This window comes from Rhodococcus sp. C26F (assembly GCF_053345925.1).
Genome location: NZ_JBKFBA010000008.1, coordinates 15,844 through 39,903, shown reverse-complemented (window position 1 = coordinate 39,903; position 24,060 = coordinate 15,844). Strand labels below are relative to the sequence as shown.

Genomic DNA, 24,060 nt, shown 5'->3' with positions numbered 1-24,060 from the left:
TCCGGTGCAGTGCATGCTGTCACTGACACCCGCCCGGATCGCCGCGGCCCCNCGCGGCGATCGCCGGTTGGAGCGCCTATCTCGCCGGTCTCGTGCGACGCGGCGCCACACCGTGCACGTTGGTCTCCGACGCGAACCGGTACAGCCGCGCCCTGACATCTGCCACGCCGCCGCGCTGGACCACGGACTGGCCGGTCGTGCGCCGGTGGTCCCTCGGAGGTCTGCGTGATTGCAGCACCTCCGACCCCGCACGCGACGAGATCCCGACGCTGCTGTTGCCGCCGCAGGCGGGCACCCACTCGTGCATCGTCGACCATTCCGCCGACCGCAGTCAGGTCGAAGCCCTCCGAGCCGGTGGCCTGACCCGCCTGCACTGTCTCGACTGGGCGCCCGCGACCCTCGCGACGGACGGCTGCTCGATCGACGAGCACCTGGCGGTCGTCGCCGAGGCCGTCGACCATCTCGGGGGCCGGGTGAACCTGATCGGCGACAGCCAGGGTGGGTGGCTCGGCACCGTCTACGCGGCGTTGCATCCCGAGAGCGTGCACTCGCTGACCGTGGCGGGAGCACCCATCGACTTCCACGTCGACCAGCCGGCGCTGTCGGTGCTGGCCCACGCGTCTCGCGGTGCCGCGGCCACGACAATCGACTTCTGGTACGGGGCGGCGCGGGCCGTCGGGGTGCCGACCACCGATCCGATCGGTGAGGTCGAACGTGCGATGACGCTGCTCGGACTGCTCGACGATCCCGACGAGGTCGCGCGTTGGGAAGCCGAACGGCACTGGTTCACGTGGAAGCAGGAGATCCCCTCGGCCTTCCGCGAATGGATCATGCGACACCTGTTCGTGGGCAACGAACTCGTCGCCGGCACGCTGAGGGTCGAAGGACGCATCGTCGACCTCTCGGCCGTCGACTGCCCGGTCCATCTGATCGCCGGATCGGCGGACCTGATCGCGACTCCCCGGCAGGTCACGGCGCTGGCGGAGCACGTGTCGACCCCGCCGGAGAGAATCACCACCACGATCGCCGACGCCGGCCACATCGGGCTGTTCATCGGCCGTCGTGCACTCACGGAGGTATGGACGCCGCACGCCCGACGGCTGGCAGCGTCGATATGATCGCACTGTCCCGGCCGCAGGGCGGTCGGGACAGTGATCAGGACGGGGTGTCGACCCCGAGGCGCGTACACGCCGCCTTGTAGAGATCGACGACGGCCGTGCGGAGTCCCGCTCGGTCGGTCACCGGCTCGAGCCAGGGGATGCGCACGGTGTGATCGCGACCGTCGATGACGACGACCCACTCCCCCGCCTCGCGGTCGACGCCGGTCATCCGCGCCNGACGGCGCGGGGCTCGGCGAAGGCACGCACGATGAGCAGGCTGTCGGCTGCGTGGTCGTCGTTCATGTGGGCGGTCACAGCCGCCACCACCTGGCTGTCGAAGTCGGTCACGGGCGCTCAGCGTAGCCAATCGGGCGGGCGGCGGGCGTGTCGGTCCCGGTCACACCCCGACCCGGGTCGTTCGACGATGTGGCGCAACGATTCTCGGAACGACGCGGTCAGCCGTGCTCGGCGTCGCTCTCCCCGCTCACCTCGTCGTCGGTCCCCACCCGGACGCCGAGGGCGGATTCCAGCGCCTCGAGTTCGTCGTCGACATGGTCGAGCAGCCGAGCAAGGTCCGGCACCGTGCGGCCGCACGCGGTCAGGCCGAACGCGATCTCGTCGTCGGTGCTCGTGCACGTGATGTTCAGCGCCTGCCCGTCGACGGGCACCGACAGCGGATACAACGCGTCGACACGCGCACCGTTCCAGTACAGCGGGGCGTCGGGGCCCGGCACGTTCGAGACGATCACGTTGAACGGCGGTCGCGGCAGCGCACGGTTGCCGGTGAGCACCCCCACCGCCAGGGGTGCCACGCCCACCGCGCTCGTCGCGAGACGACCGAGTTTCGACATCGAATTCATCGCGTGCTTGCCCTCGATCATCGAACCGCGCACACGCGCAAGCCGTTCCACCGGATCGGCGCACTGCGTTGCGAGGGTGCACATGAGGATGCCGATCTCGTTGCCCGACGAGCTCGTGCTCCGACGCAACGACACCGGAACCATGGCGACCAGCGAATCGTCCGGCAGCGCATCGTGTTCGGAGAGGAACGCCCGCAGAGCCCCGCCCGACAGTTCGAGGACGACGTCGTTGAGTGTCGCGTCGGCGGCCTTGGCCACCATGCGCAGTCGTTCGATCGGCCAGGACCGTGCCGCGAATCTGCGCGATCCGGAGATTTGACGGTTGAGGATGGTGTTCGGAGCGCCCAACGACAGCGAACCCCCGCGATTGTGCAGTGCCCGGTCGACGGTGCCGACGATCGCCGGGACCAGTGCCACCGCCTCGGACACCACGTTCACTGCGTCGTTCACCACGCCGGTCGCCGCACGGACGACGGCACCGGGGAATCCGATCGCGGTGCCCATGGCCGAACGACTCGTCGACTGGGCGTCGGCGACCGCCCACGGGGCCGGCATGTCGGTGCGCTTCGGGTCGGTGCTGAGTGCGCGGCGCAGCAGGCGCATCGCACCGACCCCGTCTGCGAGCGCGTGGTGGATCTTCACGTAGAGGGCGTAACGACCGTCGGCGAGCCCTTCGATCAGGTGCATCTCCCACAGGGGGCGCGTGCGGTCGAGCAGGGAGGCGTGCAGGCGGGAGACGAGTTCCCACAGATCGTCCATCGTGCCCGGGGACGGCAGCGCGTTGAACCGCACGTGGTAGTCGATGGAGAAGCGCGGATCGTCCTCCCATGCCCACTGCCCGAGGGTGAACAGTGACCGGGTGGGCCGCTTGCACCACAGCGGCCCGGCAGGTTCCTCGCGGGCGAGCGCCTCGGCGAACATCGACCGCAGGTCGCTCGCGTCCTTGCCTTCCGGCGGCTGGAACAGCAGCAGACCGCCCACGTGCATCGGATGATCGCGCGACTCGCCGAGCAGGAACATCGAGTCGGTCGGTGCCATCGGTAACCGCATCGCGTTCTGTCTTCCTCCCCCACAGAGCACCGGCCACCACCGGAGCCCGCCCCCCACGTGACCGGTCCCGGCACGTCGATGTGCTGTCAGTTCTACCCCAGAAGGGGAAAGTGCGGGACCGTCTCACCGACGAATCTTCGGCAGCCGCGTCCGATTCGCCCGGCCGGTGACGTGCGACCTACGCGCTCACATGTCCAGGCCGAAGTCCAGCACGGTCACCGAGTGGGTCAGCGCACCCACCGCGAGGAAGTCGACGCCCGTGCGTGCGTAGTCGGCGGCGACGTCGAGGGACAGGCCGCCGGAAGATTCGAGTCGCGTCTGCGGCGCGTGGGTGTTGCGACGCTGCACCGCGATCTGCGTCTGCCACAGCGGGAAGTTGTCGAGCAGGATCAACTCGACGTTCTCGGCGAGCACCTCGTCGAACTGTTCGAGGGTGTCGACCTCCACCTCGCACGCGATGTCGGGGGCATGTTCGCGGACGGCGCGCAGCGCCGCGACCACCGAGCCGGCCGCCGCGACGTGGTTGTCCTTGATCAGTGCCTCGTCGCCGAGCCCCATGCGGTGGTTGACGCCGCCGCCCATCCGCACCGCGTACTTCTGCAGCGCACGCATTCCCGGCAGGGTCTTGCGGCTGTCGCGGATCTTCGCCTCGGTGCCTGCCACGGCGTCGACCCAGTGCGAGGTCGCCGTGGCGATGCCCGACAGATGGCACAGGAGGTTGAGCATCGTGCGCTCTGCGGTGAGCAGGCCGCGGGTCGGCGCCTCGACGGTCAGGACCGAATCGCCGGGCAGCACGCGCTCGCCGTCGGACCTGCGGTCGAGCACGCGGTAGTGATCGGCACCGATGACCTCGTCGAGGACGAGCAGACCGACGTCCAGACCGGCGAGGGTGCCGGCCTGCCGCGCGACCACCGAGGCGGTGGCGACGGCGTCGGCGGGCACGGTGGCGTCGGTGGTGACGTCCGGTCCGTAGCGTAGATCCTCGTCGAGCGCCTTCCGGACCAGCTCGCGGGTCTCGGCGAGGTCGAGTCCGTCGGGCAGGGCGGTGGTCATCTCAGTTGACTCCTGTCAGTTCCGGTGTGGTGAAGGACAACTCGCCGTCGTCGTCGATACGCAGTTCCAGGCTGTGTGCCTGCGCCGGGTCGGTGTGCGGACGGTCGCTGCGGGTGTGGCATCCCCGCGACTCGGTGCGGCGCTGCGCCCCGAGCAGCAGGGCCCGCGCGGTGACGGTGAGCGCCGCGTCCTCGAGCCGATCCGCGGCGGCACACGGCGTAGCGACACTTGCGCCGTCGAGTTCGACTGCGGCAGCGGTGAGTCCATCGGCGTCGCGCACGACCAGCGCGTGCCGGGTCATGAGTTGCTGCAGCACCGTACGATCGCAGACGGTCGAGGCGACGGCGGGAATCCCGTCGGTCTCGACACGCGTGCCGGCCCGTTCGATCGCCGCTGCCACCCCCGCACGCTCGCCGAGGACGAGCCCTTCGAGAAGGCTGTTGGAGGCGAGCCGGTTCGCGCCGTGCAGGCCGGTGCGTGCCACCTCACCGGCCGCGTACAGACCGGGGATGCGGGTGCGGCCGTGCACGTCGGTGACGACACCGCCGCACGAATAGTGGGCGGCGGGTGCGACGGGCAGCAGGTCCCCGGCCGGGTCGAGACCGGCGTCGGCACACATCGCCGTGATGGTCGGGAAACGCGTGGCGAAACCGTCGAGGTGACGTGCGTCGAGGTAGACGTGATCCTCACCGAGCGCGGTGAGTCGCTCGGCGATGGCCCGTGAGACGACGTCGCGGGGTGCGAGGTCGCCGAGGGGGTGCACACCTTCGGTGATCGATCGGCCGCGGGAGTCGACCAGTCGCGCTCCCTCACCGCGCACCGCTTCGCTGATGAGCGGCCGACGTCCGGTGCCACCTTCCGCGAACAGCACGGTGGGGTGGAACTGGACGAATTCGAGGTCGGCGACGCCGGCTCCGGCGGCCAGGGCCAGCGCGATGCCGTCGGCGGTGGCGCCGGGCGGATTCGTGCTGCACGCGTACAGCTGCCCGAGGCCACCGGTGGCGAGCAACACGGCCGGGGTGTGGACGACGCCGAACCCGCGCTCGCCGAGGACGAGCAGTCCGGTGACGCCCCGCGCGTCGGTGAGCACCCGGGCGGCAGCGGCCCCGAACAGGACGGGCAGTCCTGCCGCGCCGAGTGCGCGCTGGACCGCCGCGCCGAGGGCGCGCTGAACTTCGGCGCCGGTCGCGTCGCCACCGGCGTGGATGATGCGGCGGGTGCTGTGCCCACCCTCGCGGGTGCGGGCGATGTCGCCGTCCCCGCCGGTGTCGAAGACCGCGCCGAGATCGCGCAGGGCGGTGACGGCATCGGGGCCGGCGGTGACGATCGAGCGCACCGCGTCCTCGTCGCACAGTCCCCCGCCCGCGGCGAGGGTGTCGGCGACGTGGGCGTCGACGCTGTCGCCCACCGGCGCCACCACAGCGATACCGCCCTGCGCGTACTGCGTGGCCGTGTCGGTGGGGCCACCCTTGCTCACCGTGAGCACCCGCGCGCCGCGCCGGGAGGCCGCGCGCGCGGCCGTGAGACCGGCGACGCCGCCCCCGACGACCACCAGGTCGGCGTGGTCCTCCCACGCCACCGTGATGGCGGTGGTCACTCGCCGCTGCCCGGGTTGCCGATGGCGATCATGCGCTGCACCGACAGGCGGGCGCGCTCGGCGACGTCGGCGGCGACGTGGACCTCGTCGCGTCCCTCCTGCAGGCAGCGGAGCAGGGCGGCAGGGGTGATCATCTTCATGTAGGGGCACGACGCGCGGTCGTTGACCGCCTGGAAGTCGATGCCGGGCGCCGCCTTGCGGAGCTGGTGCAGCATGCCGACCTCGGTGGCGACGAGGACCTGCTTCGCGCCGGTCTCACGGGCGGCGTCGATCATGCCGCCGGTGGACAGGATCCTGACCTTGTCGTCGGGCACGAAGCCCTCGCCGGCGAGGTAGAGCGCCGAGGTGGCGCAGCCGCACTCGGGATGGACGAACAGGTCGGCGTCGGGGTGTGCCTCGGCCTGCGCGGCGAGCTCGTCGCCGTTGATGCCGGCGTGCACGTGGCACTCCCCGGCCCAGATGTGGATGTTCTCGCGGCCGGTGACGCGCTTGACGTGGGCGCCGAGGAACTGGTCGGGCAGGAACAGCACCTCGCGGTCGGGGTCGATGGACGCGACGACGTCGACGGCGTTCGACGAGGTGCAGCAGATGTCGGTCAGGCCTTTGACCTCGGCGGTGGTGTTGACGTACGAGACCACCACGGCGTCGGGGTGGTCGGCCTTCCACTCGCGCAGCTGGTCTGCGGTGATCGAATCGGCGAGCGAGCAGCCGGCGCGCTCGTCGGGGATGAGCACCGTCTTGTTCGGGCTGAGGATCTTCGCGGTCTCGGCCATGAAGTGCACGCCGCAGAAGACGATGGTGTCCTCCTCGGCCTCGGCGGCGATACGCGAGAGCGCGAGCGAGTCGCCGACGTGGTCGGCGACGTCCTGGATCGCGGGAAGCTGGTAGTTGTGCGCGAGCAGCGTGGCGTTGCGCTCACGGGCCAACCGACGGACCTCCTCGGCCCACTCCGGCGTCGCCTCGACGCCCGTGTAGCCACCGGGGCCGTCGACGATGGTGGCGGCTCCCGCCCACTCGGTCGTGGTCATGGCCTAGCTCCTTCGAGGGTGTCATCCCGGCGGGTTGTACCGGAATTGCCGTGTTCGAGGTTTTCGACTTAGGATCGAAAACATGCCACATGGTAACACCCGTCACGAAGTGCTCATCGCTGTGTTCCAGGTTCGCCGCTTTCCGGACGCCTCGGGAACCCTCCGCGAAGAGCCCGAACTCGGGGTGTTGCTGTGGCAGCGGGCCCTCGATCCGCAAGTCGGCACGTGGTCGCTTCCCGGCGGTCAACTACGCAACGACGAGGACCTCACGACGTCGGCCAGGCGGCAACTCGCGGAGAAGGTCGACGTCCGCAAGGTCGCGCATCTCGAACAGCTGTCGGTCTTCTCCGACCCGGATCGGGTGCCGGGTCCACGCACGATCGCGTCGACCTATCTGGGCCTGATCCCCCTGACCTCGGATCCCCAACTGCCGGCCGACACGGCCTGGCATCCGGTCTCGGACCTTCCCGAGATGTCCTTCGACCACAGGGTGATGGTAGCGAACGCCCATGCGCGCCTGGCCGCGAAGCTGTCGTACACGAACATCGCGTTCGGCCTCGCACCGGCAGAGTTCTCGATGTCGACTCTGCGCGACATCTATTGCGCTGCACTCGGATACGAGGTGGATGCCACCAATCTCCAACGGGTGCTGGCGCGCCGGAACGTGCTCACCCGCACCGGCAACACCGCACCGTCCGGAAAGGCGGGAGGTCGCCCCCCGGCGCTCTACCGCTTCACCGATTCCCGGCTGCGCGTGACGGACGAATTCGCCGCCCTGCGACCACCGGTGTGAACCTCCCGGAGGAGGTCAGAAGGGCCGACCCATGATGACCTCGAGCAACTGCAGCGGCATCGTCAGGAAGGCCGACCCGACGAACAGTGCCGAGCGCAGCGGATCACCCGCCAGATAGCCTTCGCGGATCCATTCCAGAACGTCGACCGAACCCATGCTGTCCCTCCCCGTTCGTCGTGCACAGATCGTCATGTGATTCCGACGTGTGTGTCGGACAAGAGGAGTCGTGCGTTACATGCTCGCGGACGGAACGCCCTCGGCCGAGCGCGTCAGGCCGGCGAGGGCGGTCTCGACCAGCGTGCGGACGTAGTCGTCCGACGGGGGCTCGCCGGTGGCCGACCACTTCTGGGCGACCGGTGCGAACAGCAGGTCCACGGCGACGTCGAGATCGAGGTCGTCCGGCAGTTGCCCCGCACTCTGCGCGGCCCGGAGCCGGGCCTTCTTCATCTCCCGCATCGGTGCGTCGAGCCGATGTTCGTATTCCGCTGCGAGTTCGGGGTCTTCGAGTACCGCCACGGTCAACGCGCGCAGCGGGACGGCGAACGTCGGATCACGCAGCTCCGCCACGGTGGCCTGCAGCACCGCGATGAGGTCCGCGCGCAGGTCGCCGCTGTCGGGTAGCGCGGCCTCGCCCCCGGCGTCGCCCTGCGTGCGCGCCAGGTACGCGTCGAGGAGCACGGCTCCCTTCGACGGCCACCAGCGATAGATCGTCTGCTTCCCCACGCCGGCCCGGGCGGCGATCGCCTCGATACCGAGTTTCGAGTAGCCGACCTCGGCGACCAGATCGAACGCGGCATCGAGGATCGCTTTCCGCGAGGCGGGGTTGCGTCGGGAGTTTCCGGTTTCGGGACGTGCGGGCATGGGACGACGATATCGCACCGAGACGAGACGTTGCGTCTTGACAGACAGTCCGCGGTGGATCATTCTCGAATGAACGAGACGGACCGTCTCGTCTCATCCAGGAGGTATCCATTGAAGACCCGACCGACAATCCCATCCCCCGCCACCCCCGGCGTGCGTCCCCGCACCTGGTTGATCACCGGCGCGAGCCGCGGCCTGGGCAGGGAGTTCGTCCGTGCGGCGCTGTCGAGAGGTGACAACGTCGTGGCCGTCTCCCGGTCGATCGAGTCGGCCGATCTCCCTCGGGAGCCGGAACGTCTCCTACGACTCCCGGCCGACGTCACCGATCGCACGGCGGTGTTCGCCGCTTTCGACAGGGCCCGCGAGCATTTCGGAGGCATCGACATCGTCGTCGACAATGCGGGCACCATGGCCTACGGATTCGTCGAGGAGTTCACCGAGGAGCAGGCGCGTGCACAGTTCGAGACGAACTTCTTCGGTGCGATGTGGGTCAGCCAGGCCGCCATGGCGGCCTCCCGGAGCCGAGGACGCGGGCATCTCGTGCAGATCTCGAGCATCGGGGGCGTACTGAGCGGGCCCGGCACAGGGCTGTACAGCGCGAGCAAGTTCGCCCTCGAAGGACTCAGTGAAGCCCTGGCCGTCGAGGCCGCGCATTTCGGCATCGACGTGACGATCGTCGAGCCGGGCGGCTACTGGACCGACCTCTATACCACCATGACGGTGAGCACTCCGCGATCGGACTACGACTCGCTGCGAGCCGAGATCGAAAAGCAGAGCGCGTCCACGAGCATCGACAGCCACCCGGCCCTGGCCGCGAAGGCGCTTCTCGCGGTCGTCGATGCCGACCGGCCGCCGCGACGCATCGTCCTGGGCAGCGCCGTGCTGGATGCTGCCGTGGCCGCCACCCGGGAGAAGGTCGACACCTGGCTCGAGTGGGAGTCGGTGAGCCGTGCCGCGGAAGATGCCGTACCGGCACCGGAATCCGTGAGTGGGGAGCGATCCGCGATCTAGAATGGGCGGATCGTGTGTCGGGCGGACCCCAGGTCAGGTGATCCCATGAACGTCGACGACATCTGGAACACGATCGACGAGCAGCGCGCACGAACCGCCGACCTGCTGGAACAACTCACCGACGACGAATGGCGCCGGCCATCGCTGTGCGAGGGCTGGACCGTGCGCGACGTCGCCGCGCACCTCACGTTGCAGCAGCTCACCGTGGTCGATTTCGTCCGGATGGTCGTGCGTCATCGCGGCGGGGTGAACACGATCATCCGCGAGTCCTCTCGCGACCGTGCCCGGCGACCGACACAGGAGTTGATCGCCGACCTCCGGGGAATGATCGGCTCCCGGCGGCACAATGTGGGCATCACCCCGCTCGAGGCCATGATCGATCTGCTCGTCCACGGCCAGGACATCGCGGTACCGCTGCAGCGCGACCTGCCGATGCCACCGGATGCCGCGGCGGCGGGGGCCACTCGGATGTGGTCCACCCGCGGCACCGGGAAGGCCCGGGTCTTCGCCGACGTCCCTCTCGACGGATTCCGTTTCACCGCAACCGACACCGAGTGGTCCTCCGGTTCCGGGCCCGAGGTGCGGGGACCGATCTCCGCGATCCTGCTGCTGCTCGCGGGCCGTCGTGCGGGGTTGTCCCGGTTGGAGGGCGACGGCGCCGAGGAACTACGCCGACGGGTGGCGCACGCGTGATGGGACGATGGGTGCCATGAGTGCCGACTCCCGCGTCCTGTGGACCATCGGCCACTGGACGTGTCCGCAGTCCGTCCTGCTCGACACGCTGACCTCGGCCGACATCGAACTCGTCGTCGACGTACGGAAGATGCCCGGTTCGCGCCGCAGCCCGCAGTTCGACGCCGACGAGATGCCGTCCTGGCTCGACAGTGCCGGGATCGGCTATCTGCACCTCACCGAACTCGGTGGCAGGCGGCCGAAACAGAAGGGTATCGATCCGGCCGTCAACGCGGGCTGGAAGAACGCGAGTTTCAAGAACTACGCCGATTACACCCTCACCGACGACTTCGAGGCCGGATTGGAGCGCCTCACCGAACTGGCCGAGCACCGGCACGTCGCGATCATGTGCGGTGAGCCGATGCCGTGGCGCTGTCACCGACTGTTGATCGCGAACATCCTCGCCGCACGGGGATGGACCGTCGTGCATCTCGTCAACAACGCGAAGCCGCGACAGCACGAGCTGGGACAGTGGGGCGCGACGCCGTCGGTGGATTCCGACGGCGTCGTGACCTATCCCGGCGGGTCCGACGACAATTCGTGACCCGTCGGCCGTCGAATCGGGTCGGTGCTCAGCGCTGTTCGCTCATCACCGAATCGACGGTCCCGTGGCGCGAACACCGCGCCCACCACCCGTCCGGCGCGATCTGGACGATCATCCGCCGACCGCACTGCGCGCAGAACCGTGGCGGTTCGAGTCCGAGTTCCACTGCTGCGGAATGGGTCCGGACCGTCCCGCCGACGATCGCTTCGCCGGTGAACGGATCGAACATCAGATCGTCTCGCCGAGGGCCTTGATCGGCATCTTCAGTTCACCGAGCAGATCGAGGTCGGTCTCCGCCGGTCGGCCGAGCGTGGTGAGGTAGTTACCGACGATGACGGCGTTGATCCCGCCGAGGATCCCCTTCTGTGCGCCGAGATCGCCGAGCGTGATCTCGCGGCCGCCGGCGAACCGGAGGATGGTGCGCGGCAACGCCAATCGGAAGGCCGCCACGGCCTTGAGCGCCTCGGTGGCAGGCAGCACCTCGAGGTCACCGAAAGGGGTGCCGGGGCGCGGGTTGAGGAAGTTGAGCGGCACCTCGTCGGGCTCGAGCGCCGCGAGGTCGGCTGCGAATTCGGCTCGCTGCTCGACGGTTTCACCCATCCCGAGGATGCCTCCGCAGCACACCTCCATACCTGCCTCGCGGACCATGCGCAGCGTCTCGAAGCGCTCCTCCCAGGTGTGGGTGGTGACGACATTCGGGAAGTGCGAGCGGGCGGTCTCGAGATTGTGGTTGTAGCGGTGCACGCCCATCGCGACGAGTCGGTCGACCTGGTCCTGGGTGAGCATGCCGAGCGAGCACGCGATCTGGATGTCGACCTCGTTGCGGATCGCCTCGATACCGGCCGCGACCTGCGCAAGGAGGCGTTCGTCGGGTCCGCGCACGGCCGCGACGATGCAGAACTCGGTGGCTCCGGTCTTGGCGGTCTGCTTCGCGGCCTCGACGAGCGACGGGATGTCGAGCCGGGCGGCACGCACCGGAGAGGCGAACAGGCCGGACTGCGAGCAGAAGTGGCAGTCCTCGGGGCACCCGCCGGTCTTGAGGCTGATGATCCCCTCGACCTCCACCTCCGGTCCACACCACGCCATGCGCACGTCGTGGGCGACTTCCAGCAGGTCGTCGATGCGGTCGTCCGGCAGCTGCAGGACCTCGAGGGTCTGGTCGCGGTCGAAGCCGATTCCGCGACCGAGCACCTGGTCGCGAGCGATTTCGAGGATGTCGGTGCGGGCGGGCGCCTGGGTCACTGCCGTCTCCTGGGGTGGCGAGAACTTGAACATCGTTCAATTGAACAGCGTTCAGGTTAGGGCGAAGCGTCCGATAGTGTCAAAGGAACGAATCCTTCGGTTCGGATCCCCGGTGGCGCGGTACCGCCGCGGGCAGCAGGAGAAGCGGGAGCGAAGAAGCAGTGCAGTTGCGACGCGGCGACGTCCTCGACGGCGCCATGGCGATCCTCGACGAGTACGGGCTCGGCGACCTGACGATGCGCAAGCTCGCGTCGTCGCTCGGCGTCCAGCCCGGCGCGTTGTACTGGCACTTTCCGAACAAGCAGACCCTGCTCGGCGCCATGGCCGACCGCATCCTGGACGGTGTCGACGAACCGCCCGCGAGCGATGCCTGGGACGACGCCCTTTCAGAGCTCGCGCACCGTTTCCGCGCCGCACTGCTCGCCCACCGCGACGGCGCCGAACTCGTCGCCTCGAGCTACGCCTCCCGGCTGACCACCTCGCGGGCCCGCGACGCCTTCGTCGGCACCGCGGAACGCGCGGGCCTGTCGCGGGCGTACGCCGAACTCACCGGCTACGCGCTGCTGCACTACGTGCTCGGCCATACGGTCGACGAGCAGTCCCGCGCGCAACTCGAGGAACTCGGTGCGCTCACGCGCGCACCTCTCTCCCCCGATGTCGCGACCGAACAGCCGGCCGAGGCCGACGACGACCTGCTCGACGGCGACCCCGCCGTCAGGTTCGAATTCGGTCTGCGGTTGTTCGTCGACGGCATCCGCGCACGTCTGGAGACCCGTGCGACATCCTGATCCCGCCGTTCCTGTCGGACCCGTCTCCTACCTTCGACGCTCGTGACCGCCCCCTGGACCCTCCAGCAGATCAACGCCGTCGCGCCCGATCCGTCCTCGATGACGGCTGCGCGCGGCGTCGCCTCCGCATGGCTCGAGACCGGTCACGACACCACCGCCCTGTGGGGACTGTGCCGCGGACGCGGCACCACGCCGTACCGCACGGCGATCGACCCGAGCGCTCCCGCCTACACGTGCACGTGCCCGAGCCGGAAGCTGCCCTGCAAGCACGCCCTGTCACTGCTCGTGCGCTGGTCCGAGGGTGCCGTGCCGGCCGCGCAGGCGCCCGACTTCGTGACCGGATGGCTCGCCGCCCGCATCGCGTCCACCACACTTCCCGCCCCGGCGGACGAGCCGGTCAAGGCGCCCGATCCGGCGACCGCCCAGCGCCGCGCCGAGCGGGTCGCGGCAGGACTCGACGACCTCGACCGCTGGCTGACCGACCGCATCCGGCACGGCCTCGGGGCGGTGGATCACGGCTACGACACCTACGAGGCGATCGCCGCCCGCATGGTCGACGCCCAGGCTCCCGGCGCGGCGTCGGCACTGCGCGCTCTGGCCACCGTCGTGAACGACGAAACCGATTGGCCTGCCAGGCTGCTCGCCGAGTACGCGCGCCTGCACCTGATGGCGGTCGCGTACCGGCAGCGCGACGAGCTGCCGAGGCCGCTCCTGCGTTCGCTGCAGACCCATCTCGGTTTCAGCACCCGTAGCGAGGAAGTCCGCGCCGAACCGGCCGTGCGCGACCGCTGGCAGGTCCTCGCCGTGCGTGTCACCGAGGAGAGCCGGATGTTCGCCCGCAAGACGTGGCTTCGGGGGAGGTCGAGCGGACGCTGGGCGATCCTGCTCGACTTCGCTCACGGCACAGCGCGTTTCGCCACGCCCCTCCCCTTCCCCGGTTCGCTGGTCGACGCCGATCTGCACTTCTACCCCGGCGCGGCCCCACTGCGAGCCGTGCTCGGCCGACAGCACGGGGAGACGGAGCCGTTCACGACCCTGCCCGCCACCGGACTCGACGCTGCGCTGGACGAGTACGCCCGCATGCGCGGAGCAGATCCGTGGTTGCGCACCTGGCCCGTCCTGCTCGACGCGGTCACTCCCACCGACAGCGAGGACGGCTGGTACGTCGTCGACCCGTCCGGACGGGCACTGCCGCTGGCCGGTGACGACGACAGCCGCTGGCGGCTGCACGCCGTCGCGGGAGGCCGTCCCGTCACGGTCTGCGGCGACTGGGACGGAACCGCTCTCGCTCCCGTCTCACTGTTCACCGAAGGACAGGTGATGACCTGGTGACCGCCCTGCCCGAATCGCTTACGACCGCAGCACTTCTCGGCACGGCACGCTCCGCGCCGGAGTTCGACGCGCTGCACACGGCCGACGCTGCGGGCGAACTCGCCGGAGACCTCGCCGCGACACTGCTCGCCGCCGCTGCACTGGAGACGTCCTTCCTCACCGCCGCGACCGTGCCCGTGGTCCGCGAACTGCCGTCGCCGGCCCCGGACGACGACCGTCCCGTCCTGCCCGGCGCGGCTGCCGAACGCCTGCGCGCGCTGCTCGCCGTCCGCTCCCCGCTGCTCGACGAGTGGTTCGAGGTGGCGGCCCGATTCCGCGCGTCGCACGACATCGTGGTCGACCTGTTGACCGTCGCGACGACCGACGCGGTGCACCGCGACCGGCTCGTCGCACTCACAGGTGCCCGCGGGCGCTGGGTGGCCGCGCGCAACCCGGAATGGGCCGATCTGCTGCCGCCCGACCCGCTCGACGACACGCCCTGGCACGCCGGTCCGCCCGCCCGGCAACGCCGATGGTTCGAGGCCCTGCGCGCCCACGACCCGGCCGTGGCGACGGCGACACTCGCGGCGTCGTGGGGCGCGCAGACCGCGGCCCAGCGCGCCGAGCTCGTCGCCCTGCTCGTGGTCGGTCTCGGTCCGCACGACGAAGACCTGCTCGAACGCGCCCTCGACGACCGCAGCCGCAAGGTCCGTGCCGTGGCACTCGACCTTCTCCCCCGCCTCCCGCACTCCGCGTTCGCGCGGCGCATGGCCGAGCGGGTGCGGCAGTGGCTGCTCGTCGACGACACGACCGTCACCCTCGCTGTCCCCGACCGGCCCGACGAGAGCGCACTCCGCGACGGTCTCGCCGACGATCCCGCCCGCGATCTGTTCGTGGCGGCCGTCGCGGCAGCTCCGCTGTCGGTGTGGCGCGGGTACGCCGGGGACACGGTGCTACCGGAGTTCGACGTCGACGACACCGTCCGCACGGCACTGACGGACGCGGCACTGACGGACGCGTGGGGCCGCGCGGCGGTCCGGCAGCGCGACGGCGACTGGGCCGCGGCGTTGTTGCGACGCGACGGCACCGTCGACGCGGCGGTCGCGCAGGTCGTGCCCTGCGACATCCTGCTCGCGCACCTGCGCGGCGCGTCGCCGTCCGCGGTTCTCGACGACGCGCTGCTCGCCGCGCTCCCCGCGCCGTGGCCGCGCGATGTCGCCGAGAAGGTGCTCACCGCGCTGTACACGAAGCTGACGACCACCCGCGTGGTGCGCGACGTGCTGACGTTGCTCGCCCACCGGGCACCCTTCGAGCTGGCCGACCTGCTGGCCGACGCCGCGAACCGCACCGACGATCTCGGTCGCCTGCATCTGTTCGCGAGCGCAGCCGACACCCTGACCCTCCGCAAGACGATCCACGAGGAGCTGAGTTGACCGACTTCGAGTCGACCCCCGCAGTTGTCGGCACCGATGAGGCCGAGGCGTCCGATACCGGCACGTTCGAGACCGATGGGCCCGACGAATCCGGCGCATCCGACACCGCCGGGTTCGCCGCATCCGACACCGCCGGGTCCGGCGCATCCGACACCGCCGGGTCCGGCACCGACCTGCTGCGCCCGCACGCCGAACAGCAGTACGCGGATGAACTCGCAGCACTCGCGCGACTCGACGACCGGCCGCGCCCGCCGTCGTGGCAGCTGTCGCCGTGGGCCGTCGTGACCTACCTGCTCGGCGGCGAACTGTCCGACGGCACCGTCATCACCCCGAAGTACGTCGGTCCGCGCCGGTTGATGGAGGTCGCCGTCGCGACCCTGGCGACCGACCGGGCACTGCTGCTGCTCGGCGTGCCGGGCACCGCGAAGACCTGGGTGTCGGAGCATCTCGCCGCCGCGATCAGCGGTTCGTCGACCCGGCTCGTGCAGGGAACCGCGGGGACGACCGAGGAGTCGGTGCGCTACGGCTGGAACTACGCGCGTCTGCTCGCCGAGGGCCCGAGCGCCGCCGCGCTGGTCGCCTCCCCGGTCATGACCGCGATGCGCGACGGCGCCGTGGCACGCATCGAGGAACTCACCCGCATCCCCGCCGACGTGCAGGACGCACTGATCACCATCCTGTCGGAGAAGACGCTTCCCGTCCCCGAACTCGGCATCGAGGTGCAGGCGACGAAGGGGTTCAACGTCATCGCCACCGCCAACGACCGCGACCGCGGGGTCAACGACCTGTCGTCCGCGCTGCGTCGACGGTTCAACACCGTCGTATTGCCGTTGCCGGCGAGCGAGGAGGACGAGGTCTCGATCGTCACCCGCCGCGTCGAACAACTCGGCGCCGCACTCGAACTGCCCGCCGTGCCCGCGGCCGCGGAGGAGATCCGCCGCGTCGTCACGGTGTTCCGCGAGCTGCGCAGCGGCGTCACCACCGACGGCCGGACCAAGCTGAAGTCCCCGTCGGGCACGCTGTCCACCGCCGAGGCGATCTCGGTGGTCACGGGCGGCCTGGCGCTGTCGGCGCACTTCGGCGACGGGGTGCTGCGTCCCTCCGACGTCGCGGCCGGAATCCTCGGGTCGGTCGTCAAGGACCCCGTCTCCGATCGCGTGGTCTGGAACGAATATCTCGAGGCCGTCGTCCGCGAACGCGGCGACTGGACCGACTTCTACCGGGCGTGCCGGGAGATCACCGGGTGACCGACGCTCTCTTCGACCGCGCGGACGGGCCCGCGGAGATCCGGGTCTTCGGGATCCGGCACCACGGACCGGGTTCGGCGCGCGCGGTCCTGCAGGCACTCGCGGAGTTCGAACCCGACACCGTCCTCATCGAGGGCCCGTCGGACGCCGATCCGGTGCTCGCGCTCGCCGCGGCCGACGACATGGTCCCCCCGGTCGCATTGCTGGCCTACGTCCGCGACGAACCGGCGCGGGCGTCGTTCTGGCCGTTCGCGGCCTTCTCCCCCGAGTGGCAGGCCCTGCGCTGGGCGTACCTGCACGACGCCGACGTGCGGTTCTGCGACCTTCCGGCGACGATGTCGCTCGCCGCCGAACGCGAGGTCGGCGACCGCGCGACCGACGACCTGCTCGGCATGCTCGCCCGCGCCGGCGGCTACGCCGATTTCGAGCAGTGGTGGGACGCGGTGGTCGAGCACGGCACCGCACAGGCCTTCGACGAGATCACCGACGCGATGCGGGCGCTGCGCGAGGATGTCGGGATCGACGACCACACCGCGCGACGCGAGGCCCACATGCGGCAGGTGCTGCGGGCGACGGTCAAGGCCGGGGCCCGCGCGATCGCAGTGGTGTGCGGGGCGATGCACGCGCCCGCGCTGACCGGCCGGCTCGGACCGGCCGCGCCCGACGCGCGTCTGCTCAAGGGCATGCCCAAGGTGAAGACCACTCTCACGTGGGTGCCGTGGAGCCACTCCCGGTTGTCGCTGTCGTCGGGCTACGGCGCCGGCATAACCTCACCCGGCTGGTATCACCACCTGTTCACACAGCCCGCGGATACGACCGCACGCTGGTTCACCCGCGTGGCCCGTGTCCTGCGCGAGGAGGATCTGCCCGTCTCGAGCGCCCACGTCATCGAGGCGACACGTCTCGCCGACACGCTCGCGGCGCTGCGCGGTCGCGCGGTGGCCGGACTCGACGAGGTCGTCGAGGCGACCCGATCGGTGCTGTGCGACGGTGACGACGTCCTGCTCGACCTCGTCACGCGGCGACTCGTCGTCGGCGAGGCCCTCGGTTCGGTCTCCGAGGACACCCCCACCGTCCCGCTCGACACCGACCTGCAGCGGAATGCGAAGTCGTTGCGTCTCAAGCGGTCCGCCGAAGCGAAGAACCTCGATCTGGACCTGCGCCGCGAGATCGACGTCGCGCGGTCGCGACTGCTGCACCGCCTGGCGCTGCTCGGGATCGACTGGGGCACGCCCACGGAGAGCGAGGTGCGCTCGACCGGCACCTTCCGCGAGACCTGGACGCTGCGGTGGGAACCCGAGTTGTCGGTGGCGATCGTCGAGGCGTCGCGGTGGGGCACGACGGTGGAATCCGCAGCGGGCGCCACGGTGGCCGACCGTGCCGCTCGTTCCGGGATCGCGCTCGCCGACCTCACCGAACTGCTCGAACGGGCGTTGCTCGCCGACCTGCGGACCACGATCCCGGCCCTGGTGGCGGCGATCGACGCGGCTGCCGCTCTCGATCACGATGTGCTGCACCTGATGAGCGCACTGCCGACCCTCGTGCGCACCGTCCGGTACGGCGATGTGCGGGGCACCGATCTGTCCTCCCTGGAACACGTCTGCGACGCCCTGCTCGCGCGGGTGTGCGCCGGTCTCCCGGCGGCGGTCACCGGCCTCGACCACGACGCCGCCGATGCACTGCGCACCGCGATCGACGACGTGCACCTCGCTCTCGCGCTGCGCGAGGATCCGAGCGCGACCGCTCGATGGCTCGACACGCTGACGTCGGTGAGCGAGCGCGACGACGTCGACGGTCTACTCGTCGGCCGCACCACCCGGATGCTGCGCGACACCGGCCGGCTCGGCGAACACGACGCGGCCGTGCGGGTCGCGCGGGCGTTGTCGGTGGGGTCACCCGCGCCCGCGAAGGCACGCTGGATCGACGGGTTCCTCGGCGGGGGCGGGCTCCTGCTCGTCCACGACAGCGCACTGTTCGATCTCGTCGACGAATGGATCAGCGGTCTCACCGACGACGATTTCGTCGACGTCCTGCCCGTCCTTCGGCGCACCTTCGGGTCGTTCGCCTTCGGTGAGCGACGCCTGCTCGGGCAGACGGTGCGGGGCGAACGCACCCGCCGCACGGAGGCACCACCCGCCGTGGACCGCGGCCGGATCGCTTTGACCGCAACTGCGTCGATCCTGGGAGTGTCGGCATGACAACCGAATCCGGCGACACCGAACGCCTGCGCCGCTGGCGGCTCGCACTCGGCGAGGCCGCGGAGGACTCGACGGGCTCGCTGTCCTCGTCCGACGACAGCGCGATGGACGCCGCGCTCGCCGCGCTGTACGACACCGCGCCCGGCGACGGCACCGCACCGCGCACCGCAGGTCTCGGCGCGTCCGCACCCCGGGTGGCGCGCTGGCTCGGCGACATCCGCACCTACTTCCCGACATCCGTCGTCCAGGTGATGCAGCGCGACGCGGTGGATCGGCTCGGGTTGACCCGGCTGCTCCTCGAACCCGAGATGCTCGAGGCCGTCGAACCGGACGTGCACCTCGTGGGCACGTTGCTGAGCCTGAACCGCGTGATGCCGGAGACCACCAAGGCGACGGCACGGACGGTCGTCGAGAAGGTCGTGCGCGAGATCGAGGCTCGCATCGCGCAGCACACCCGTGCCGCCGTCACGGGTGCGCTCGACCGGTCGTCGCGGACGTCGAATCCGAAGCTGCGCGACATCGACTGGGATCGCACGATCCGCGCGAACCTGGCCCACTACCTGCCGGAGCATCGCACGGTGGTGCCCGAGAAGCTGGTGGGCTACGGGCGCCGCTCCCAGGCGGTGAAACGCGACGTGGTGCTCGCGGTGGACCAGTCCGGGTCGATGGCGTCGAGCGTGGTGTACGCGTCGGTGTTCGCGGCGGTCCTGGCGTCGATGCGGGCACTGCGCACCTCGTTGGTCGTCTTCGACACCGCGGTGGTGGACCTGACCGACAAGCTCGCCGACCCGGTGGACGTGCTGTTCGGCACCCAGCTCGGCGGCGGCACCGACATCAATCGGGCGATCGCCTACAGCAGGTCGCTGATCACGCGCCCGGCCGATTCGCTGTTCGTGCTCATCTCGGATCTGTACGAGGGCGGCATCCGCGCCGAGATGCTCTCGCGCATCCGGGAGATGCTCGCCGCGGGTGTGCAGGTCGTGGTGTTGCTGGCTCTGTCCGACGACGGGGCACCGTCCTTCGACCGCGACAACGCGGCGGCACTCGCCGAACTCGGAGTTCCCGCCTTCGCGTGCACGCCCGACCGTTTCCCGGAACTGCTCGCCGTCGCGCTCGAGCGGGGTGACGTCGGACGCTGGTCGCACTCGGTCTGACCGCCGGACCGACCCGGACCGCGTGAGGATCCGGGTTCAGTGGGCCGGTTTTTCTGACGAGTCGACCGCGGCGTCACCGTCCTCCTCGGCGTACCGCTCGAGCAGCGCGATCTCGGCCGAGCGTGAGGGGAACGCAAGGGCCACCAACGCTGCTCCCACCAGCACGATCGCGATCGCGGCCGTGTAGGCGCGGGTGTCGCCGTCGAGGAAGGCCGACCGGGCCGCCTCGATGATCTGCTGCGCGTACTGCGGATAGTGCTCGGCGATCCCGACGGCACCCGCGAACGACTTCTCCAGTGCGGTCTCGGTCTGCTCGTCGACGGCCGTGGCCTGAGGACTCGCCGCGATCGTCGCAGCGAGCGAGGCCGAGTACCCGGCCGTGAGAAGTGCGCCGAGGATCGACTGGACGATCGCGCCGCCGAGATCGCGTTGCAGATCGGCCGTGCCGGAGGCCATCCCGGCACGGGCGACCGGCACCGAGCCGGTGAGCGAATGCGAGGCCGGGGTACCGGCGAGACCGACACCGGCTCCGAGGCACATGTATCCGAGGGCGATCACCCAGTAGTGCGCGTCCTCGTCCCACAGCATCAGTGCGACGACGAGTCCGGCCACGATCGCCACGTAACCGGACAGCAGCGTGAAGCGGGAACCGCGCGACCCGACGAGTTTCGCCGACTGCGGCGCCACCAGCACCATCACGAAAGCGGCGGGCAGCGCCGCCGATCCAGCTGCGAGAGTCGAGTAGCCGAGCACGTTCTGCAGGTACTGCTGACTGATGTACATCGTGCCCATCAGGGTGCCGAACACGATGATGCCCGCGACGGCCGCGACCCAGAACACGCGACGCCGGGCGACCCGCAGGTCGAACAGGGGATTCGCCGCGCGCAGCTGGCGCATGACGAAGAGGATCACCGCGACGAGAGCGATCACGAGAGCGGACACCGCGATGGTCTCCATCCCGTCGACGGGCACGAAGTTGATGCCGAGGACGAGCGAGCCGACCAACACGATCGAGACCACACCGCCGAGATGATCGACCGGATCGGTCGACTCGTTGACGTGGCTGGGCACGAACATCCAGGTCAGGGCGAAAGCGATCAGCGCGAGCGGGATCGTCACCAGGAAGACCGAACCCCAGAAGAACTGTTCGAGCAGGGTGCCGGCGACGAGCGGGCCGAGCGCGGTCAGGCCGCCACCGATCGACGACCACAACGCGATCGCGCGCGTGCGGGCTGCGCCCGACCACAGTGCAGTGATCAGGGCCAAGGTGGTGGGGAACGCCAGACCGGCGGAGACACCGCCGAGCACCCGCGCCGCGAACAGCACCTCGGTGCTCGGCGCGAACCCGGCGACCGCCGATGCGGGAACCGACAACGCCATGCCGAGCAGCAGCATCGTCTTGCGTCCGTAACGGTCGCCGACGGCACCGAGGTAGAGCACGGACGCGGCGAGACCGACGGAATAGCCGACTGCGACGAGGTTGAGCTGGGTCTGGCTCGCGTCGAACGCCTTCCCGATGTCGGGCAGTGCCACGTTCGCGACGGCGAGGTTCAAGTTCGCCACGGCGGCGACGAGGATCAAGGAGGCCAGCACCGGTTTCGCCCGTGCCGGCCGACCGTCGTCAGGTGGGGTCACGGACACATAGTGCGCGCTCGAGCGGCTGCCCTGCGCGGTTTCCGGCGGGTTTTCACCTTCGGTCACCCCGCCGGGTTAGGATCACCTCACTTGTTGTTCGACAGACTCGAGGCCCGTCATGACACGCCGATCCGCTGCGTTGCTCCGTTCCGCCGCTCTGTTCACGGCCACCGCGATCGCGCTGACCGCGTGCGGATCGTCCGACACGGAGTCCGACTCCGGTTCGGCACCGGCCGACGGCGCCTTCCCCGTCACGGTCGACACGAAGTTCGGGGAGGTCACCATCGAGTCCGCCCCCGAACGCGTCGCGGCTCTGGGCTGGGGCGACGCCGAAACTGCACTGGCACTCGGCGTTCAGCCGGTGGCGGCGAGCGACTGGCTCGCCTTCGGCGGCGACGGCGTGGGGCCGTGGGCGCAGGGCCTGTACGACTCGCCGCCGGAGCTCATCGGCACGATCGAGCCGTCCTTCGAGATGCTCGCGGCGCAGGAGCCCGATCTGATCCTCGACACCAAGAGTTCCGGTGAGCCGGCCCGCTACGAGACGCTGTCGGGGATCGCCCCGACCGTCGCCGGCCCGGAAGGCAGCGACGCCTATCTCACGTCGCTCGACGACCAGGTGACCACCGTGGCAGCGGCTCTCGGTGTCCCGGACAAGGGCGCCGAACTGCTGTCGCAGATCGATGCGGACTTCGAACAGGCCGCCGCCGACAATCCCGAGTTCGCGGGCAAGACCGTCACCGTCGCCTCCTACACGTCGGAGGGGTGGGGCGCCTACGTCGTCGGCGACTCGCGCGTCGACTTCATGACCGAGCTCGGCTTCGTGAACAATCCGCAGGTGCAGGCCGCGGCGACGGACGATTTCTTCATCACCGTCTCCGACGAGAACCTGGACATACTCGACTCCGACCTGCTGATCGTGCTGCCGATCTACGTGCCGGCCGCCGAGGTGACCGACAATCCGGTCTTCCAGCAGATCCCGGCGGTGCGCGACGGCCGGTTCCTCGTGCTCGACAGCGATTCCGACATCTCCGCAGCGTTCTCGACGAACTCGGTGCTGTCGGTGCCGTTCGCGCTCGACGAGCTGGTTCCGCTGGTCGCCGAACGCGTGAACTGAGCCGGTTCCTGCGTCCGGTTCAGCGCCGGAACAGCTTGTTGCCGAGCCAGACGATCGGGTCGTAGCGACGGCCGGCGACGCGTTCCTTCATCGGGATCAGCGCGTTGTCGGTGATGTGGATGTTCTCCGGGCACACCTCGGTGCAGCACTTGGTGATGTTGCACATACCCAGGCCGTGCTCGTCCTGCGCGACGTCGCGCCGGTCGGCGACGTCGAGCGGGTGCATCTCGAGTTCCGCGATGCGCATGAGATAGCGGGGACCGGCGAAGGCCTCCTTGTTCTCCTCGTGGTCGCGCACCACGTGGCAGACGTTCTGGCACAGATAGCATTCGATGCACTTGCGGAACTCCTGGGAGCGCTGCACGTCGACCTGCTGCATCCGGTACTCCCCCGGCGCCAGATCCGGAGGCGGCGCGAAGGCCGGTATCTCGCGTGCCTTGCGGTAGTTGAACGAGACATCGGTGACGAGATCTCGGATGATCGGGAAGGTGCGCATCGGGGTCACGGTGATCGTCGCGTCGGGATCGAACAGCGACATGCGGGTCATGCACGTCAGGCGCGGGCGACCGTCGACTTCCGCCGAACACGATCCGCACTTGCCCGCCTTGCAGTTCCAGCGCACGGCGAGATCCGGTGCCTGGGTGGCCTGCAGGCGGTGCAGGATGTCGAGGACGACCTCCCCTTCGTTGACCTCGACGGTGTAGTCCCGCAGTTCCCCGCCGTCGGCGTCGCCCCGCCAGATCCTGAACGCCGCCTGGTATCCCATCTCAACCCCTCCGTCCGGGATGGTCCGCGAGTTCCTCGTCGGTGTAGTACTTCCCGAGTTCGTCGATGTCGAACAGCTCCAGCAGGTCGGGACGCATCGGTTGCTGCCGTTCGGCGGTGACCGTCATGTCGGGGACGAACGGGTCGCCGCCGTCCAGGCGACAGGCGAGCAGAGTGCGACGCCATTCGGGGTCCATCGACGGGTGGTCGTCGCGGGTATGTCCCCCGCGGCTCTCGGTGCGCTGCAACGCGGCCCGCGCGACGCACTCGCACACGAGGAGCATGTTCCGCAGGTCCAGGGCGAGATGCCAGCCCGGGTTGAACTGGCGGTGGCCCTCCACCGCGACGTTGCGGATCCGTGTGCGCAGGGTGTCGAGTTCGCGCAGGGCGCGTTCGATCTCGTCCGCGCGCCGGATGATGCCCACGAGATCCTGCATGACCTGTTGCAGGTCGGTGTGCAGGGTGTACGGGTTCTCGGCGCGATCGGCGTCGGCCGGATCGAAGGGCGAGAGCGCCGCGCGGGCGGCGGCGTCGATGTCGGCGT

At 69.9% G+C, this 24,060-nt stretch carries 22 protein-coding genes and 2 pseudogenes; 12 read left to right on the top strand and 12 right to left on the bottom strand.

Features of this window, described 5'->3' with window-relative positions; translation table 11 throughout:
* Window positions 1-119 precede the first annotated feature (119 nt).
* On the top strand, window positions 120-1,118 hold the full coding sequence (locus tag ACLBYD_RS11760; RefSeq protein WP_447816569.1) for an alpha/beta fold hydrolase: 999 nt from the start codon (window positions 120-122) through the stop codon (window positions 1,116-1,118).
* 37 nt (window positions 1,119-1,155) lie between these two features.
* Here the strand turns inward: ACLBYD_RS11760 and ACLBYD_RS11755 are convergent.
* The 5 genes and pseudogenes from ACLBYD_RS11755 to nadA all read right to left on the bottom strand — a co-directional run bounded on the left by ACLBYD_RS11755 (window position 1,156) and on the right by nadA (window position 6,688).
* A pseudogene (locus tag ACLBYD_RS11755) lies at window positions 1,156-1,403 on the bottom strand (DUF2470 domain-containing protein).
* A gap of 152 nt (window positions 1,404-1,555) precedes the next feature.
* The gene (locus tag ACLBYD_RS11750; protein WP_447816568.1) at window positions 1,556-2,998 is read right to left on the bottom strand and encodes a WS/DGAT/MGAT family O-acyltransferase; all 1,443 of its coding nucleotides are present in this window, start codon (window positions 2,996-2,998) and stop codon (window positions 1,556-1,558) included.
* A 198-nt stretch (window positions 2,999-3,196) separates the two neighbouring features.
* Window positions 3,197-4,063 carry a carboxylating nicotinate-nucleotide diphosphorylase gene (gene nadC, locus ACLBYD_RS11745; protein WP_447816567.1) on the bottom strand — a complete coding sequence of 289 codons (867 nt, stop codon included), beginning with the start codon at window positions 4,061-4,063 and terminating at the stop codon, window positions 3,197-3,199.
* Window position 4,064: 1 nt separating this feature from the next.
* The gene (locus ACLBYD_RS11740; RefSeq protein WP_447816566.1) at window positions 4,065-5,660 is read right to left on the bottom strand and encodes an L-aspartate oxidase; all 1,596 of its coding nucleotides are present in this window, start codon (window positions 5,658-5,660) and stop codon (window positions 4,065-4,067) included.
* Window positions 5,657-6,688, bottom strand: a complete 1,032-nt coding sequence (nadA, locus tag ACLBYD_RS11735) for a quinolinate synthase NadA (RefSeq protein ID WP_447816565.1) — start codon at window positions 6,686-6,688, stop codon at window positions 5,657-5,659. Before nadA ends, ACLBYD_RS11740 begins: the two co-directional genes overlap by 4 nt.
* A gap of 82 nt (window positions 6,689-6,770) precedes the next feature.
* On the opposite strand from nadA, the gene ACLBYD_RS11730 reads away from it, so the two are divergent.
* A complete protein-coding gene (locus ACLBYD_RS11730; protein WP_447816564.1) occupies window positions 6,771-7,481 on the top strand; it encodes an NUDIX hydrolase in 711 nt (236 codons plus the stop codon).
* 15 nt (window positions 7,482-7,496) lie between these two features.
* On the opposite strand, the gene ACLBYD_RS11725 is transcribed toward ACLBYD_RS11730, so the two are convergent.
* Window positions 7,497-7,637 (bottom strand): hypothetical protein, encoded by a 141-nt coding sequence (locus ACLBYD_RS11725; protein ID WP_006554085.1) that lies wholly within the window; start codon window positions 7,635-7,637, stop codon window positions 7,497-7,499.
* Window positions 7,638-7,712: 75 nt separating this feature from the next.
* Window positions 7,713-8,342 carry a TetR/AcrR family transcriptional regulator gene (locus ACLBYD_RS11720; protein ID WP_447816563.1) on the bottom strand — a complete coding sequence of 210 codons (630 nt, stop codon included), beginning with the start codon at window positions 8,340-8,342 and terminating at the stop codon, window positions 7,713-7,715.
* 111 nt (window positions 8,343-8,453) lie between these two features.
* Between ACLBYD_RS11720 and ACLBYD_RS11715 the strand changes: the two genes are divergently transcribed.
* From ACLBYD_RS11715 to ACLBYD_RS11705, 3 genes are read left to right on the top strand one after another with little or no spacing between them, the layout of a single operon-like run.
* Window positions 8,454-9,353 carry an SDR family NAD(P)-dependent oxidoreductase gene (locus ACLBYD_RS11715; protein ID WP_447816562.1) on the top strand — a complete coding sequence of 300 codons (900 nt, stop codon included), beginning with the start codon at window positions 8,454-8,456 and terminating at the stop codon, window positions 9,351-9,353.
* Window positions 9,354-9,398: 45 nt separating this feature from the next.
* The gene (locus ACLBYD_RS11710; RefSeq protein ID WP_447816561.1) at window positions 9,399-10,046 is read left to right on the top strand and encodes a maleylpyruvate isomerase family mycothiol-dependent enzyme; all 648 of its coding nucleotides are present in this window, start codon (window positions 9,399-9,401) and stop codon (window positions 10,044-10,046) included.
* 16 nt (window positions 10,047-10,062) lie between these two features.
* Window positions 10,063-10,629: a DUF488 domain-containing protein gene (locus ACLBYD_RS11705; RefSeq protein ID WP_447816560.1), complete on the top strand. Its 567-nt coding sequence runs from the start codon at window positions 10,063-10,065 to the stop codon at window positions 10,627-10,629.
* Window positions 10,630-10,657: 28 nt separating this feature from the next.
* Here the strand turns inward: ACLBYD_RS11705 and bsaP are convergent, their stop codons facing one another.
* Together bsaP and bioB are read right to left on the bottom strand one after the other, a co-directional pair.
* Complete coding sequence (gene bsaP, locus ACLBYD_RS11700; protein ID WP_447816559.1) at window positions 10,658-10,858, bottom strand: biotin synthase auxiliary protein BsaP; 201 nt, start codon at window positions 10,856-10,858, stop codon at window positions 10,658-10,660.
* Entirely contained in the window at window positions 10,858-11,871 is a 1,014-nt protein-coding gene (gene bioB, locus ACLBYD_RS11695) for a biotin synthase BioB (protein WP_447816558.1), read from the bottom strand. Before bioB ends, bsaP begins: the two co-directional genes overlap by 1 nt.
* A gap of 161 nt (window positions 11,872-12,032) precedes the next feature.
* On the opposite strand from bioB, the gene ACLBYD_RS11690 reads away from it, so the two are divergent.
* The 6 genes from ACLBYD_RS11690 (at window position 12,033) to ACLBYD_RS11665 (ending at window position 20,002) form a co-directional block, all read left to right on the top strand.
* Window positions 12,033-12,659 (top strand): TetR/AcrR family transcriptional regulator C-terminal domain-containing protein, encoded by a 627-nt coding sequence (locus ACLBYD_RS11690; protein ID WP_277369759.1) that lies wholly within the window; start codon window positions 12,033-12,035, stop codon window positions 12,657-12,659.
* Between the two features lie 42 nt (window positions 12,660-12,701).
* Window positions 12,702-13,991 (top strand): SWIM zinc finger family protein, encoded by a 1,290-nt coding sequence (locus tag ACLBYD_RS11685; protein WP_447816557.1) that lies wholly within the window; start codon window positions 12,702-12,704, stop codon window positions 13,989-13,991.
* A complete protein-coding gene (locus ACLBYD_RS11680) occupies window positions 13,988-15,403 on the top strand; it encodes a DUF5691 domain-containing protein (protein ID WP_447816556.1) in 1,416 nt (471 codons plus the stop codon). The genes ACLBYD_RS11685 and ACLBYD_RS11680 overlap by 4 nt, the downstream gene beginning before the upstream one ends.
* A gap of 173 nt (window positions 15,404-15,576) precedes the next feature.
* Complete coding sequence (locus ACLBYD_RS11675; RefSeq protein ID WP_088898479.1) at window positions 15,577-16,650, top strand: ATP-binding protein; 1,074 nt, start codon at window positions 15,577-15,579, stop codon at window positions 16,648-16,650.
* On the top strand, window positions 16,647-18,848 hold the full coding sequence (locus ACLBYD_RS11670) for a DUF5682 family protein (RefSeq protein WP_447816555.1): 2,202 nt from the start codon (window positions 16,647-16,649) through the stop codon (window positions 18,846-18,848). The genes ACLBYD_RS11675 and ACLBYD_RS11670 overlap by 4 nt, the downstream gene beginning before the upstream one ends.
* The gene (locus ACLBYD_RS11665; RefSeq protein ID WP_447816554.1) at window positions 18,845-20,002 is read left to right on the top strand and encodes a VWA domain-containing protein; all 1,158 of its coding nucleotides are present in this window, start codon (window positions 18,845-18,847) and stop codon (window positions 20,000-20,002) included. The genes ACLBYD_RS11670 and ACLBYD_RS11665 overlap by 4 nt, the downstream gene beginning before the upstream one ends.
* Window positions 20,003-20,038: 36 nt before the next feature.
* On the opposite strand, the gene ACLBYD_RS11660 is transcribed toward ACLBYD_RS11665, so the two are convergent.
* Window positions 20,039-21,643 (bottom strand): MFS transporter, encoded by a 1,605-nt coding sequence (locus ACLBYD_RS11660; protein WP_447816665.1) that lies wholly within the window; start codon window positions 21,641-21,643, stop codon window positions 20,039-20,041.
* Window positions 21,644-21,755: 112 nt separating this feature from the next.
* Between ACLBYD_RS11660 and ACLBYD_RS11655 the strand changes: the two genes are divergently transcribed.
* The gene (locus tag ACLBYD_RS11655) at window positions 21,756-22,751 is read left to right on the top strand and encodes an ABC transporter substrate-binding protein (protein WP_447816553.1); all 996 of its coding nucleotides are present in this window, start codon (window positions 21,756-21,758) and stop codon (window positions 22,749-22,751) included.
* Window positions 22,752-22,770: 19 nt separating this feature from the next.
* Here ACLBYD_RS11655 and ACLBYD_RS11650 read toward each other — a convergent pair whose 3' ends face one another.
* Complete coding sequence (locus ACLBYD_RS11650; RefSeq protein WP_016694390.1) at window positions 22,771-23,517, bottom strand: succinate dehydrogenase/fumarate reductase iron-sulfur subunit; 747 nt, start codon at window positions 23,515-23,517, stop codon at window positions 22,771-22,773.
* A 1-nt stretch (window position 23,518) separates the two neighbouring features.
* A pseudogene (locus ACLBYD_RS11645) lies at window positions 23,519-24,060 on the bottom strand (fumarate reductase/succinate dehydrogenase flavoprotein subunit); the annotation flags it as partial.